General features: G+C 72.0%; 12 protein-coding genes. 8 read left to right on the forward strand and 4 right to left on the reverse strand.

Going from position 1 to position 14,104, the window contains the following annotated elements:
* Window positions 1–54 precede the first annotated feature (54 nt).
* Window positions 55–1,662, reverse strand: a complete 1,608-nt coding sequence (locus BM333_RS05565; protein WP_092308202.1) for an amino acid permease — start codon at window positions 1,660–1,662, stop codon at window positions 55–57.
* Window positions 1,663–1,807: 145 nt separating this feature from the next.
* Between BM333_RS05565 and hrpB the strand changes: the two genes are divergently transcribed.
* Window positions 1,808–4,228, forward strand: a complete 2,421-nt coding sequence (gene hrpB, locus BM333_RS05570) for an ATP-dependent helicase HrpB (RefSeq protein WP_092308204.1) — start codon at window positions 1,808–1,810, stop codon at window positions 4,226–4,228.
* Window positions 4,229–4,231: 3 nt separating this feature from the next.
* On the opposite strand, the gene BM333_RS05575 is transcribed toward hrpB, so the two are convergent.
* Both BM333_RS05575 and BM333_RS05580 read right to left on the reverse strand, forming a co-directional pair.
* Window positions 4,232–5,053 (reverse strand): M23 family metallopeptidase, encoded by an 822-nt coding sequence (locus BM333_RS05575; RefSeq protein WP_245777157.1) that lies wholly within the window; start codon window positions 5,051–5,053, stop codon window positions 4,232–4,234.
* The gene (locus BM333_RS05580; RefSeq protein WP_092308206.1) at window positions 5,050–5,721 is read right to left on the reverse strand and encodes a hypothetical protein; all 672 of its coding nucleotides are present in this window, start codon (window positions 5,719–5,721) and stop codon (window positions 5,050–5,052) included. Before BM333_RS05580 ends, BM333_RS05575 begins: the two co-directional genes overlap by 4 nt.
* A gap of 94 nt (window positions 5,722–5,815) precedes the next feature.
* Here BM333_RS05580 and chrA point away from each other — a divergent pair, with 94 nt between their 5' ends.
* Window positions 5,816–7,021 carry a chromate efflux transporter gene (gene chrA / locus BM333_RS05585; RefSeq protein WP_177221808.1) on the forward strand — a complete coding sequence of 402 codons (1,206 nt, stop codon included), beginning with the start codon at window positions 5,816–5,818 and terminating at the stop codon, window positions 7,019–7,021.
* A 70-nt stretch (window positions 7,022–7,091) separates the two neighbouring features.
* On the opposite strand, the gene BM333_RS15630 is transcribed toward chrA, so the two are convergent.
* Window positions 7,092–7,667, reverse strand: a complete 576-nt coding sequence (locus BM333_RS15630; protein ID WP_143105779.1) for a hypothetical protein — start codon at window positions 7,665–7,667, stop codon at window positions 7,092–7,094.
* Between the two features lie 196 nt (window positions 7,668–7,863).
* Between BM333_RS15630 and rpsB the strand changes: the two genes are divergently transcribed.
* The 6 genes from rpsB to BM333_RS05615 all read left to right on the forward strand — a co-directional run bounded on the left by rpsB (window position 7,864) and on the right by BM333_RS05615 (window position 14,081).
* Entirely contained in the window at window positions 7,864–8,775 is a 912-nt protein-coding gene (gene rpsB / locus BM333_RS05590) for a 30S ribosomal protein S2 (RefSeq protein WP_092308208.1), read from the forward strand.
* A 102-nt stretch (window positions 8,776–8,877) separates the two neighbouring features.
* Window positions 8,878–9,819: a translation elongation factor Ts gene (tsf, locus tag BM333_RS05595; protein ID WP_092308210.1), complete on the forward strand. Its 942-nt coding sequence runs from the start codon at window positions 8,878–8,880 to the stop codon at window positions 9,817–9,819.
* 147 nt (window positions 9,820–9,966) lie between these two features.
* Window positions 9,967–10,353, forward strand: coding sequence for a BlaI/MecI/CopY family transcriptional regulator (locus BM333_RS05600; protein ID WP_092308211.1), 387 nt, complete (start codon window positions 9,967–9,969; stop codon window positions 10,351–10,353).
* Window positions 10,350–11,654 carry a M56 family metallopeptidase gene (locus BM333_RS05605; RefSeq protein WP_092308213.1) on the forward strand — a complete coding sequence of 435 codons (1,305 nt, stop codon included), beginning with the start codon at window positions 10,350–10,352 and terminating at the stop codon, window positions 11,652–11,654. The genes BM333_RS05600 and BM333_RS05605 overlap by 4 nt, the downstream gene beginning before the upstream one ends.
* A gap of 198 nt (window positions 11,655–11,852) precedes the next feature.
* Entirely contained in the window at window positions 11,853–12,380 is a 528-nt protein-coding gene (locus BM333_RS05610) for a hypothetical protein (protein WP_092308215.1), read from the forward strand.
* A 102-nt stretch (window positions 12,381–12,482) separates the two neighbouring features.
* Window positions 12,483–14,081: a M20/M25/M40 family metallo-hydrolase gene (locus tag BM333_RS05615; RefSeq protein WP_092308217.1), complete on the forward strand. Its 1,599-nt coding sequence runs from the start codon at window positions 12,483–12,485 to the stop codon at window positions 14,079–14,081.
* Window positions 14,082–14,104: the final 23 nt, after the last annotated feature.

The following is a 14,104-nucleotide window of genomic DNA, read 5'->3' on the forward strand; positions in this document are numbered from 1 at the left end:
AAAAGCGAAAGGCCCGGGATCGCTCCCGGGCCTCCGCATTCGTCTCACCGCGGATCAGTCGCGGCGATCATCCGTCGGCGACGGCGCGCCGGGCATCGGCGGCACCGGTCCGTGCGGCGCGTCCGGATCAAGTTCCGGCACCTCGACGAGGCCGCGGCCGACGTGGCTCTTGCGGATGCCGTAGAGCAGATAGATCACCAGGCCGATGCCGCCCCAGATCGGCAGCACCATCTTGGCGTCGTGCGGCAGGTTCCAGAACAGGGCGGCGCAGCCGAAGGCCGACAGCGGGGCGATGATCCAGACGAACGGCGTCCGGAAGGGACGGCGGCGGTTCGGATCCTTCACCCGCAGCATCAGCACCGCGATCGACACCATGAAGAAGGCGAACAGCGTGCCCGAGTTCGAGATGTCGGCCAGCTGGCCGACGGGGAACAGGGCCCCGGCGATGGCCACGGCGATGCCGGTGAAGATGGTCACCACATAGGGCGTCTTCCACTTCGGGTGGACCTTGGCCAGGCCTTCCGGCAGCAGGCCGTCGCGCGCCATCACGAAGAAGATGCGGGTCTGGCCGTAGATCATCATCAGGATGACCGAGGGCAGGGCCAGCATGGCGGCGGTGCCGAGGGCGTTGCCGACGGCCGGGTAGTCGATCTCGCGCAGCACGTGGGCGAGGGCCTCGTTCGAGCAGACCAGACGGTTGGCGTTCTCGGCCAGCTGGCAGGCGGCGATGAAGCCCGGCGAGCCGGGCTGGACCGCCTCGCCGGCCGAGCCCAGCACCGGCTGGGCGCCGATGGCTCCGACCGCGCCGGCGGCGACCAGCAGGTAGAAAACGGTGCAGATGGCCAGCGAGCCGATCAGGCCGATGGGCACGTTGCGCTGCGGGTTCTTGGTCTCTTCCGCCGCGGTGGAGACCGCGTCGAAGCCGACGTAGGCGAAGAAGATCGACGCCGCGGCGCCGATGATGCCCATGCCCGAGGATTCGCCGAACAGGCCGTTCGGGGCGAAGGGGGTGAAGTTGCCGGTCTTCAGGATCGGCAGGGTCAGCACGATGAAGGCGGTCAGGGCGGCGACCTTGATGGCCACCAGCGCCGCGTTGACGCGGGCCGATTCCGTCGTGCCGATCATCAGCAGCAGGGTCACGGCCAGGGCCACCACGATGGCGGGGACGTTGACGATGCCGACCGAGAAGTCCGGGGTCGGAATGAAGCCGTTCATGCTCCACGCCGGCCCGGCCTGCAGCAGGTCTGGCCAGTCGAATCCGAGCGCGTTCTCGATCAGGCCCAGCACATAGCCGGACCAGCCCACCGACACGGCCGAGGCCGCCACGGCGTATTCGAGAATCAGCGCCCAGCCGACCATCCAGGCCAGCAGCTCGCCCATGACGGCGTAGGTGTAGGTGTAGGCCGAGCCCGACACCGGGGCCATCGAGGCCAGTTCCGAGTAGCAGAGCGCGGCGACGGCGCAGACGGCGCCGGCGATCACGAACGACCACATCATCCCCGGCCCGGCCTTCTGCGCCGCCGCGGCGGTCAGCACGAAGATGCCGGTGCCGATGATGGCGCCGACGCCCAGCAGGGTCAGCTGGACCGGGCCCAGCGAGCGATGCAGTGATTTCTTCTCGGCCGTGGCCAGGATGGCGTCGAGCGACTTAACGCGCCACATGAATGTCCCCTCCGACTTACAGCCTGATGCTGCTTTTCGGCGCGGACGCTAGCGGCGCATTTCCGCGCTGGCAACGCGGTTTCCGAAGGGTGAACCTCCGACGACGCTTTCGTGAAGCGGCGCGTTGCGGCTACAGCGCAGATCGATGCTGCCCATCCACGCTGTTCTCGAGCCGCTGAAATCCGCCCTCGCGGAGACTCGTGCGGTCGTCCTCGCCGCCCCGCCCGGGGCCGGAAAGACCACGGTCGTACCGCTGGCGCTGCTGGACCAGCCGTGGCTGGGCGTTGCCAAGGTGCTGGTGCTGGAGCCGCGGCGGCTGGCCGCCCGGGCCGCCGCCGAGCGCATGGCCGCGACGCTCGGCGAACGCACCGGCGAGACCGTCGGCTACCGCACCCGCCTGCAGACCCGCGTCGGCCCGAAGACCCGCATCGAGGTGATCACCGAGGGCGTCTTCACCCGGATGATTCTCGACGACCCCGGACTGGAAGACGTCGGCGCCGTGCTGTTCGACGAGTTCCACGAGCGCAGCCTCGACGCCGATCTCGGTCTCGCGCTGGCGCGGGAGTCGCAGTCGCTGCTCCGCGACGACCTGCGCCTGCTGGTCATGTCGGCCACCCTCGACATCGCCGGCGTCTCGCGCCTTCTGGACGCCGCGCCGGTCATCGAGGCCGAGGGGCGGATGTTCCCGGTCGAGACCCGCTACCTCGGCCGCAATCCGGCCGAGCGGTTCGAGGCGGCGATGGCCCGGGCGATCCGCCAGGCGCTGGCGGAGGAGGGCGGCTCCATCCTCGCCTTCTTCCCGGGACAGGGTGAGATCCACCGCACGGCGCGGCTGCTGGGCGACCGCCTGCCGGGCGACGTCGACCTCGCCCCCCTCTACGGCGCGCTGGACAAGGCCGAGCAGGACCGGGCCGTCGAACCGGCGCCGTCCGGTCGCCGCAAGGTGGTGCTGGCCACCTCCGTGGCCGAGACCAGCCTGACCATCGAGGGCGTGCGGGTGGTGATCGACGGCGGCCTGTCGCGCGTGCCCCGCTTCGAGCCGGCCAGCGGCCTGACCCGGCTGGCCACGGTGCGGGTCAGCCGCTCCTCGGCCGAGCAGCGCCGCGGCCGCGCCGGCCGTACGGAGCCGGGCGTCTGCTACCGCCTGTGGGATGCGGAGCAGACGCGCGGCCTGGTCCCGCACCAGCGGCCGGAGATCCTCGAGGCCGACCTGACCGCCTTCGCCCTCGACCTGGCCCGCTGGGGCGCGCGCTCGCCCGACGGGCTCGCCCTCCTCGACCCGCCGCCCGCCGGCGCCTTCGCCGAGGCGCGCAAGGTGCTGGCCCGACTGGAGGCGCTGGACGGGGCGGGCGCGCTGACCCACCACGGCCGCCGCCTGACCCGCATCGCCCTGCCGCCCCGGCTGGCGCACATGGTGGCGGCGGCCTCGGACAAGGGCGACGCCCTTCTGGGCGCGCGCATCGCCGCCGTCCTGGCGGAGCCCGGTCTCGGCGGAAGCGATCCCGATCTGCGCGAGCGGCTGCGGGCGCTGGACCGCGACCGCTCGCCCCGCGCCCGGGACGCGACGAAGCTGGCCGAGCGCTGGGGGCGCAGCGCGGGAGGCGGGCAGGGCGGCGAGGTGGATCCCGGCGCCCTGCTGGCCGAGGCCTTCCCGGAGCGGGTGGCGAAGGCGCGCGGCAAGCCGGGCGAGGTGCTGCTGGCCTCCGGTCGCGGCGCCTTCATGGACCCGCACGAGCCGCTGGCGCGCGAGCCTTGGCTGGCGGTGGCCGAGCTGGGCGGCGGCGACGCGCGGGACCGAATCCGGCTTGCCGCGCCGGTCGATCCGGCGGACCTCGAACATCGCATCGAGGTCGAGGACCGCCTGTCGCGCGAGCCCTCCGGCCGCATGACCCTGAAGCGCCGCCGCCGGATCGGCGCCATCGTCGTCGACGAGAAGGAGATGGGCCGCCCCGACCGCGCCGCGATCACCGCCGCGATCGAGGCCGAGGTCGAGCGCGACGGCCTGAAGAGCCTGCGCTGGGGCGAACGGGCCGGCGCCCTGCGCGCCCGTCTGGCCTTCCTTCGCACGCTCGACGACGGCTGGCCCGACGTCGGCGACGAGGGCCTGCTCGCAGCCCGCGAGCTCTGGCTCAGGCCGCTGCTCGCCGAGGCGCAGTCGCTCGACGGCATTCCCGACGCCGCCCTTGAGCAGGGGCTGCGCGCCCTCGTTCCCTGGGACCGGCAGCGCGCCCTGGACGAGCTGGCGCCCGCCCATCTGCAGACGCCGCTCGGCTCGGCCGCCATCGACTACGCCGCCGAGGGCGGGCCGCGCGTCGACATCCGGGTGCAGGAACTGTTCGGCGTCACCAGCCACCCGACCGTCGGCGGCGGTCGCGTGCCCCTGACCCTGGCCCTGCTGTCGCCCGCGCGCCGACCGATCCAGATGACGAAGGACCTGCCCCGCTTCTGGGCGGGCTCGTGGAAGGACGTCCGCGCCGAGATGCGCGGCCGCTATCCGAGGCATCCCTGGCCGGAGGACCCGGCCGTCGCCGAGGCGACCAGCCGGGCGAAGCCGCGCGGAACCTGACCGTCAGGCGGCCCCGTTCAGCAACCTGCCGTAGCTGTCGACCAGACTGGGATAGGTCGGCACGAACATCACCGTCGCCCCGCTCCCCGTGTCCACCGGCGCCTTGATCTCGAAATGCAGGTGGATGGTGGTGGCCGAGCCGCCGAAGTCGGCCGACACCTTGCCGAGGGTCTGTCCGCGCGCCACCGTGCGCGAGGCCGCGTCCGGGAACAGGGCGTGCACCCCCGGCATGTCCATGTGCAGGTAGCGGTAGATGCGGCCGGAATCTCCCAGCAGGGTGACGGTGTAGCTGCCGATCGAGGTGATCCGCCCGCTCTCGGCGGCGACCACCTCGTGCACCTTCTTGACGCAGGTGGCGGGGCGGATGTCCTGCCCCTGGTGGCCGCGCCCGGCGGGGCAGAGGCCGTTGGTCCACGAGCGCGTCTCGCAGAAATTGTCGCGCCACGGATAGCTGTAGTTGCGCGGGTCGCACTGGCCGCCGGGCCCGGGCGCCGCAAAGCCGCCGTAGCCGTAGACCTGGGAGTTGGCGTAGGCGGGGCCGGCCTTCATCGGAAAGCGCATCCCGGCCGCCCAGACCGTCGGGTCGGTCGCGCCGCTGCCCGAGCCGGGGGCGAGGCCTCCGGGCGGGTCGTGAGGCCAGTCGACCGGTTCGGGTTCCGGCGGCGTCTCCGGCGCCGGCGGTTCGGCCGGCGGCTCGGCGGGACCGACCGTGTCGCCGGGGGCCGGCGGCGGGCCCTTGTCCGGGGCGGGCGGGGTTCCGTCGCAACCGGTCGGCGAACAGGCGGTCAGCAGCAACAGGACCGCCAGCGAAGCCGCCCGCCTCACGCCCCGCCCCCGATCAGCACCAGGCCGGCGGCGAAGGCCACGGCCTCGGCCTCGCCGCAGCCGGGCGCGCCCTGGCCCTCGCAGATGAAGCTGACGCAGTAGGCGGCCCCGAAGCGGCTGAACGAGACGTCGTGGCCGTACTCGGTCTGCTCGGTGCGCAGGTTGGTCAGGCCCGCCGCCTGCGCCCGTCGCGCCGCCGCAGCCGACCGCACCAGGGCCCGGGCGACCGCCAACCGCGCCGGGGCTGCGGCCTGTCCGCCCCGGGCCGGGGTCTGCGCCACCGGAGAGCGGAAGGCCTTGGTGCTCCCATAGATCTCGATCACCTGCGCGCCCCGCTCGAGGCTCATCATGTAGTGGCGGTCGCCGGTGAACAGCCGGGCTCCGGGCAGCAAGGCGGGATCGGCCGCGGCCAGCACCGGAACCGGCGACTCCGCCGCCAGCTGCAGCATGGCCGCCGTGCGCGGATCCTGCGCCATGGCGCCCCGGATGCGCGCCGCCAGCGGATCCTGGCGGGCCTGCGCCAGCGCCGCGGCGTCGGCGCGGGAGCGCGGCAGGTCGACCTGCACGGCGGCGACCGGCGATGGCGGCTGTTGCTGTGAGGTGGCGGCTCCCGCCGCCGCGGCCGTGGCCACCACGACGCCCGCCAGAACGGATCGGATCCGGTCCATGTGTCTCGCCCTCCCGCCCGACAATATAGCGCCGTTACGTCACCCTGACGAGCCGCGTCCCGCCACCGGTGACGCCGGGCCCACGGACAGGCATATGACGCGCATGGCCGACGACGACCCGCGCCCGCCCCCGATCGGCCTGTGGCCGCTGTTCCTGCGCTTCCTGCGCTTCGGGGCGCTGGCCTTCGGCGGGCCGGTGGCGCAGATCGCCATGGTCCGCCACGAGCTGGTCGAGCGCGACCGCTGGATGTCGTCGGAACGCTTCAACCGGCTGCTGGCGGTGATGCAGGCCCTACCGGGGCCAGAGGCGCACGAGCTGTGCGTGCACATGGGCGTGCGGGCCCGCGGACGGATCGGCGGCCTGCTCGCCGGTCTGGGCTTCATGCTGCCGGGCTTCCTGCTCATGCTCGCCGCCGCCTGGGCCTGGTTCCGCTTCGACGTAGGGCAGGGGGCCCTCGCCGCGGCGCTGCTGGTAGCGCAGGCGGCGGTGATCGGTCTGATCGCCCGCGCCGTCGAGCGCATCGGCCGCCACATCCTCGTCGCCCGCAGCCTGTGGCTGGTCGCGGCCCTGGCCCTGCCGGCGACCCTGGCCGGCGTCCCGTTCTGGATCGTGCTGCCGGCGGGGGCCGTGATCCACGGCCTCGCGGCGACCCGGCGGCGGGGCGGGGCGCTTGCAGCGCTGGCCGCCGCCGCGACCGTCTCTGTGCTGTGGCTTCTGCGGCCGGCCGCGCCGCAGGCCGCCGACGTGGGCGTCGCCGCGCCGGTTCTCGCTTCGGCCCTCGCCCTGTTCCTGACCGGCCTGAAGGCGGGACTGCTGACCTTCGGCGGCGCCTACACCGCCATCCCCTTCGTCCGCGCCGACGTGGTCCCGCGCGGCTGGATAAGCGACGCAACCTTCCTCGACGGCGTGGTGCTGGCCAATGTCATGCCGGCGCCGCTGGTCATCTTCGGGACCTTCGTCGGCTACGCCGCCGGCGGCTTTCCTGGCGCGCTGGCGGTCACCGCCGGCGTCTTCCTGCCCGCCTTCGCCTTCTCCATGATCCTGCACGACCGGCTGGAGCAGGTGGTCGAGGCTCCGGCCGTGCACGCCGTGCTGGACGGGATCGCCGGCGCCGTGGTCGGGGTGATCGCCGCCACCGTATTCCAGCTCGCCGCGGGCCTGGCCGGGCAGGGGCCGGGCTGGCCGCTGCTGGTCATCGGCGGCCTCGCCCTCGTCGCCGCCTGGACGCTGAAGGGCCGTTTCGCCGCGCCCCTGATCCTCGCCGTCGCCGCCGCGGCCGGCCAGTTGTGGCTCGGGTGAGTTCGAGGTCTCTGGCGACCGGCGGGCGGCGCTGCGGCGCGGAGCCCGATCAGCAGGGTCGTCGAAGGCCTCAGCTTTCAGAGGGAGGCGCAGTCGTCCAGCAGCCTTCCAGACGACGAAGGGCTTCTGTCCACCATCGCTCGACGGGTGTGTTGACGTTGCCCTCCAGGATCATGGACATCGCAAGGCCGGTCCGTGCATCCCGGGCGGTGGTCCAAAGCCGGTGATGAACACCGTCCAGGGTCCAGCTCCACCGTTCGTCTTCCCGACCCAGCCGGGGCACGTCGATCCACGCCGCAGGCAGGTTCTCCAACTGAAGAAGCACCCGCTCCAACGCCGGGCAGGATCGCGAGTCCGCCCAGGCGATGTCCGTCTGACCGGCCGTCGGGCCAAAGCTCTCGCCTGATGCCCGACGAGCGACCCAGTAGTGAGTGGTGTTCGGCCACGCCCCGAGGTGGACGACATAGAAGCGATTGGCGGACCAGGATCCCGACCGCGCGCCGGACGTGGTCACACCCGCGAACGCTTCCCGGCGCGGCCATGGCTGGTGTCGAATATCAAGTTCGTCGGACGCTGATTGCGCGACAGCAGAAACGGGCGCTCCAACGCTCAACGCGACGGCGAGCAGCAGTACCGATTGCCTCATACCGGTTGTATCCGACCGAACCGGCGCGCATGCAAGGCGACCTTGCTTTCAGCCCGCAACTCGCCTAGAGACCCCGCGCACTTCGCACGCGGGCGTGGCGCTTCCGGGGGAGACATCCCCGGCGGCTCCGTTCCGAGGGGCCATCCGGTCCTTTAACCGTCCGCGCAACGTCTATCGGAAAAAGGACAAGACGATCATGGCTCTGCCTGAATTCTCCATGCGCACCCTGCTGGAAGCCGGCGCGCACTTCGGCCACCAGACCCACCGCTGGAACCCGAAGATGGAGCGCTACATCTTCGGCGCCCGCTCGAACATCCACATCATCGACCTGTCGCAGTCGATCCCGCTGATGCACCAGGCGCTGGTCGCCGTGCGCGACGTCGCCGCCAAGGGCGGCCGCGTGCTGTTCGTCGGCACCAAGCGCCAGGCCGCCGATCCGGTCGCCGAGGCCGCCAAGCGCTGCGCCCAGTACTACATGAACAACCGCTGGCTCGGCGGCACCCTGACCAACTGGAAGACGGTGTCGGGCTCGATCGCCCGCCTGCGCGAGCTGGACTCCCTGCTGGAGTCGGGCGGCGAGGGCCGCGTCAAGCGCGAGCTGCTCAGCCTGCAGCGCGAGCGCGACAAGCTGGAAGCCTCGCTGGGCGGCATCAAGGACATGGGCGGCATCCCCGACATCATGTTCGTGATCGACACCAACAAGGAAGCGATCGCGATCCAGGAAGCCCGCAAGCTGAACATCCCGATCATCGCCATCCTCGACACCAACTGCGATCCGGACGGTATCACCTATCCGATCCCGGGCAACGACGACGCCGCCCGCGCCATCCAGACCTACTGCGACCTGATCGCCGACGCCGTCCTCGACGGCCTGGCCTCGGGCGCCGCGGCCTCGGGCATCGATCTGGGCGCCTCGGAAGCCCCGGTCGAGCCGATGCTGCGCGAGGCCGAAGCCCCCAAGGCTGAAGCCGAAGCCGCTCCGGCCGGCACGGAAGGCGTCGCCGCCGAGATGGAAGCGGCCGCCGAGCCGGCCGTCGCCGACGAGGCCGCCCAGGAGGCCACCACCGAGGCCAATGACGCGGTCGAGACCGAGAAGGCCACGGGCTGATCGCCCGACGGCCTTCTGGATGAGGGCCGTGCGTTCAAACGACACACGGCCGGGCTAATCACCCGGCCGTTCCCGCATACGAAATACCCCAAGGAGAAGAACATGGCCGAGATCACTGCCGCCCTCGTGAAGGAGCTTCGCGAGCGTTCGGGCGTCGGCATGATGGACTGCAAGAAGGCGCTGCAGGAAACCAACGGCGACATGGACGCGGCCATCGACTGGCTGCGCGCCAAGGGCCTGTCCAAGGCCGCCAAGAAGGCCGACCGCGTCGCCGCCGAGGGCCTCGTCGCCGTCGCCTCGAAGGAAGAGGGCAAGGGCGAGGTCGCCGCGGCGATCGAGTTCAACGCCGAGACCGACTTCGTGGCCCGCAACGAGCTGTTCCAGAACGCCGCCAAGCGCTTCGCCCAGCTCGGCCTCGAGCACCACACCGTCGAGGCCCTGCACGGCGCCGAGCTGGAAGCCGGCAAGACGGTCCAGGACGAAGTGACCCAGATGATCGCCACCATCGGCGAGAACATGCAGCTGCGCCGCGCCGCCCGCCTCGCGGTCGACGAGGGCGTGGTCGCCAGCTACGTCCACAACGCCGTCTCGCCGGGCGTCGGCCGCATCGGCGTGCTGGTCGCCCTGCACGGCGGCGGCGACAAGACCGCCCTGCGCGAGCTGGGCCGCAAGATCGCCATGCACGTCGCGGCCACCGCCCCGCTGGCCCTGAACACCGACGACCTCGACCCGGCCGCGGTGGAAAAGGAACGCGCCGTCCTGATCGAGAAGGCCAAGGAGGAAGGCCGTCCGGAGAACATGATCGAGAAGATCGTCTCGGGCCAGATCGCCAAGTTCCAGAAGGACGTGGTGCTGACCAAGCAGCCGTTCGTCATGGACCCGGACAAGACCATCGAGCAGCTCGTCGCCGACGCCGGCAAGGAGCTGGGCGCGCCCGGCCTGCACGTCGCCGGCTTCGTCCGCCTCGCCCTCGGCGAAGGCGTCGAGAAGGTCGAGGGCCCCGACTTCGCCTCGGAAGTCGCCTCGATGACCAGCAGCAGCTGATCGCTCCATCCTTCGGGATGCGCTGAAATCAGGGGTCGGCGAGTTCGCTCGCCGGCCCCTTTTTCGCGCCTGCGTCGGCCCTGATGGGACAGTTGACGTGAAGGCGCGACAATTGTAGCGTGTCAGCGACAGGCAGGAGATGCGTCGTTGGCTGCAGTCGATCCGAACGATACGGAGCTCGAGGTTCTGAAGCGCTTCTGGCGCGACGGAGACCTTTCAGCGCGCGAGGTGCACGAGCGCATCGCCGCGGAGTTCGACTGGACCCCGTCCACCACCCGTACCGTGCTGGAGCGTATGCGGGCCAAGCGCCTGCTGTCGCGCCGCCAGGTACATGGCGTGGTCGTCTACGCCGCCGTGCAGCCCAAGGTGCAGGTGCTGGGCCGGTTGATGCGGCGGCTCTCCGACCTGCTCGAGCTGGACAAGGGTCTGCCGGCGGCCGCCTTCGTGGGCAGCCAGATTCTCGACGCCGACGACATCGCCGAGCTGGAGGCCCTGCTCGCCGAAATCCCTGAGGGGGATGGAGCGGCGAAATGAGCGGGGCCCAGCTGATCCTTCTCTCGCTCGGGCTGTCCGTCGGACTGGCGGCGGCCGGTCTGGCCCTCCTCGGGAGATGGGAGCGACGGCTGGGCGACCCCGCTCTCCGCGAGCGGCTTTGGGGCGCGCTGCTCTACGTCTCCGTCCTCCCGGCGCTTCTGGTGCCCCTCAGTCTGCTGCTGCCCGCGCCCGTCGTGGTCGTCCCCGGGCTCGCGGGCGGGGCCGCGCTTTCCGTGGACGCCGTTCCGGCGGCCGGCGCCGGGCCCGGCCTTTCCCCCGATACAGCCGTGCTGGGCGGTCTCGTCCTGGCTGCGGCGCTCAGCTTCCTGCGAGCCACCGACCTGGGCCGACGCGCAATCGCGCTGCATCGCCTCGCCACCGGCGCCCGCGACGCCGGCCCGGACGTCGTGCGAAAGATCTCCGTGGCCGCGGGCCGCCTTGGCGCTCGCGTGCCAAGCGTCTGCTGCAGCGATGCAATCCCGACCCCCTTGTTGACCGGCTTCTTCCGGCCCCTCCTGCTTCTGCCGGAAACCGTCGCCGGCCCCGCGGCCGAGGCGATCTGCGCCCATGAGCTGGCGCACCTTCGGCGCGGGGACCACCGGACGGTGTGGATCGAGGAAGCGCTTCTCATCCTGTGCGCGGCCAACCCGCTGTTGCCATGGATCCGCGCCCGCCGGGCCGCGGCGCGGGAGGAAGCCTGCGATGCGCTCGCCCTGTCGGGTGCCTCGGACACCGCGCGGCGCCTCTACGCCCGGGCGCTCGTCGAGGCGATCCGGAAAACCCCGAGCTCGCCGGTCCCGGCCCTGACCTTCACCAGTGCGAAAAGGAGCTTCGCCATGCTGCGCCTGAAAGCCATCCTCGAGCCCGCCCCGCCCGCGGAGCCCCGCCTTCGCCGGACCGCCCTCATCGCGGCAGGCTTCGCCACGGCGGCCGCGGCCTCCGCATCGATCGCCGTCGCCGCCCAGCGGGAACCGGTCGTGACGACCGCGCAGGAGGCTGCGGCCGCGGAGGCCGATCGGACGATCCGCAATCCCGACTGGGCCCGGCATCCGATGCCCGCCTACCCCGCCGCGGCGCTGGATGCAGGCGTCAATGCCGGCTCGGGGCAGGTGCGCTGCATGGCTCAGCCCGACGGTCGCCTGTCGAGCTGTTCGGTGCTCAGCGAAACGCCCGGAGGCCTCGGGTTCGGCGCCGCCGCCGTCCAGGCGGCCGGCAACGCCCGACTGGCCGCGCATCAACTCGCGGAGGTTCGTGAACCGACGCCGGTCGTCTTCACCGTTCGGTTCCGCATCGCGGGGTGAAGTCGTCAGGGATCAGTCGGACCGGAAGAGGGCGGACGACCCGCGGCCGGCCTCTTCCGGGCCTGACGTGTCGCGGGGCGTTCCGCCATGGAGGCGGCGATCCCTCGGGAAACGTCTCTGGCCCGTTGCGCCAGCCCCCGCGCCCTGACTTGCATGGCGGGGGCCAGAGGTGCAGGCTCCGATCTCCCCGGAGTTCCCATGCTGCTCGCGCCCCTGATCATCGCGGCCGTCGCCGCCAGCCCTCAGGTCCCCCATCCGGCCACGCCCCAGACATTCGAGGGACGGCGTTCCAGCTATGTGCAGGGCACGCTGAACGTCGCGATCGGCGAGCGCGCCACGCTGCGCCGGAACGCGGACGGGACCTACGACCTGATCGCCGTGGATCGGATCCAGCTGGCCGACGTGCTGCCTCCGGCCGACGGCTCGCGCGGGGGCCCGAACGGCGCGGCGCCTGGAACCCTGCGGTTCGGCCTGCACGCCCGGCAGGACGTCGGCTCGCTTCTGAAGGTCGAGAACGGCCAGGATCAGGGGCTGAAATACGCCGGCTACGTCGTCCGTTACGTCGGCGGCCAGGCCCGCGGCCCTGACGCCACCTCCGTCTGCACGGTCCCGGCCGCCATGGCGACGTTCGAGCGTTGGCCCGAGCCGGTGCTCCAGGTGGTGGTCGGGGCCCTTTCCCCTTCGGACGACGCCCTGCCTGTCTGTCCGCCGCACGTCGAGGACTGACGCGGGAAGAGTCTTCAGCATCTCCCTCCGGTCACATTCGCCGTTTGCGCATCCGTCCGGCTCGCGTCAAATGCCCCGGTCTCGATTCCCGGGGGGTCCCACATGAAGCGCCTGTTCGCCGCCGTCTCCGTCGCCGCCGTCCTCGCCGCCGCGCCCGCCATGGCCCAGGCGCCCGACCTGGTCGCCGTCAACGGCATCTTCGACCAGGGCTTCAACCACTCCGAGGTGATGCGCACCGCCGCCCACCTGACCGACCGCATCGGCGGGCGGATGACCAACTCGCCGCAGATGCGCGAGACCGAGCGCTGGACCCAGGAGCGGTTCCGCGAGTGGGGCCTGTCGAACGTGCGCGCCGAGGGCTTCGAGTTCGGCCGCGGCTGGTCGATCGTCCGCTCCGACGCCCGCATGGTCGAGCCCCGGCCGCTGGAGCTGCGCGCCATTCCGGTGGCGTGGACGCCCGGCACGGACGGGACGATCAGCGGCGAGGTGGTGCTGGCCCCGATGAGCCGCGTGGCCGACTTCGACAAGCACCGCGGCAAGCTGGCCGGCAAGATCGTGATGATCTCCGAGCCGACCGACGCCGAGGACCCGACCACGCCGCAGTTCCGCCGCTGGACCGACGAGGAGCTGGCCGGCCGCACCGCCTATGTGCAGCCGAACCACGCGCCGGTGACGGTGAGCCGCGACGGCGGCCGGGACAACTTCGCCCTGCGCATGGACGAGTTCCTCGCCTCGGAGGGCGCGCTCGGCTGGGTGCGCATGTCCTATCGCGACGGCGGCCTGCTGCATGGGGCCGGCTACACCCATCGCGTCGGCGCCACGCCGCGCCTGCCGGGCATGGAGCTGGCCGCCGAGGACTACCGCCGCCTGGCCCGCCTGTCCCGCGCCGGCGCGGCGCCGAAGCTGGAGCTGCTCAGCGAGGTCCGCTTCCACGACGAGGACGTCAACGCCTACAACGTGCTGGCCGACATTCCCGGAACCAGCCGCTCGGGCGAGTACGTCATGGCCGGGGCCCACTTCGACAGCTGGGTGGCCGCCGACGGGGCCGTGGACAACGCCGCCGGCACCGCCGTGGTCATGGAGGCCGCGCGCATTCTCAAGGCCCTGAACGTGCGCCCGAAGCGCACCATCCGCTTCGCCCTGTGGAACGGCGAGGAGCAGGGGCTGCACGGCTCGCTGGCCTATGTCGACCGCCACCTCGCCACGCGGGCTCCGCTGGGCGATGCGGAGCTGGACGCCCTGCCGAACGGCCAGACCTGGCGCGCCCGCTGGCCGGTCCAGCCGCGCGACGGCCATGACGACCTCGTCGCCTACTTCAACATCGACAACGGCTCCGGCCGCATCCGCGGCGTCAACGCCGAGGGCAACGTCGCCGCCGCCGCCGTGTTCGAGGAGTGGCTGGAGCCGTTCCACAGCCTCGGCGCCACGACCGTGTCGCTGCGCCCGGCCGGGGGCACCGATCACGTCTACATGCAGACCGTCGGCATCCCGGGCTTCCAGTTCATCCAGGACCCGCTGGATTACGGCAGCCGCCTGCACCACACCTCGATCGACAGCTACGACCACCTGAAGCCCGAGGATCTGCGCCAGGCCGCCGTGGTGCTGGCCGGCCTGCTGCTGGCCGCGGCCAACTCGGACGAGCCCCTGCCGCGCATGCCGCTGCCGACCCGTCCGACGCCGACCGATCCGTTCACGCAATGACCCGGCGGCGGCGACGGGGGAGG

The sequence above is a fragment of the Brevundimonas viscosa genome (assembly GCF_900116065.1).
Taxonomy (GTDB): Bacteria; Pseudomonadota; Alphaproteobacteria; order Caulobacterales; family Caulobacteraceae; genus Brevundimonas; species Brevundimonas viscosa.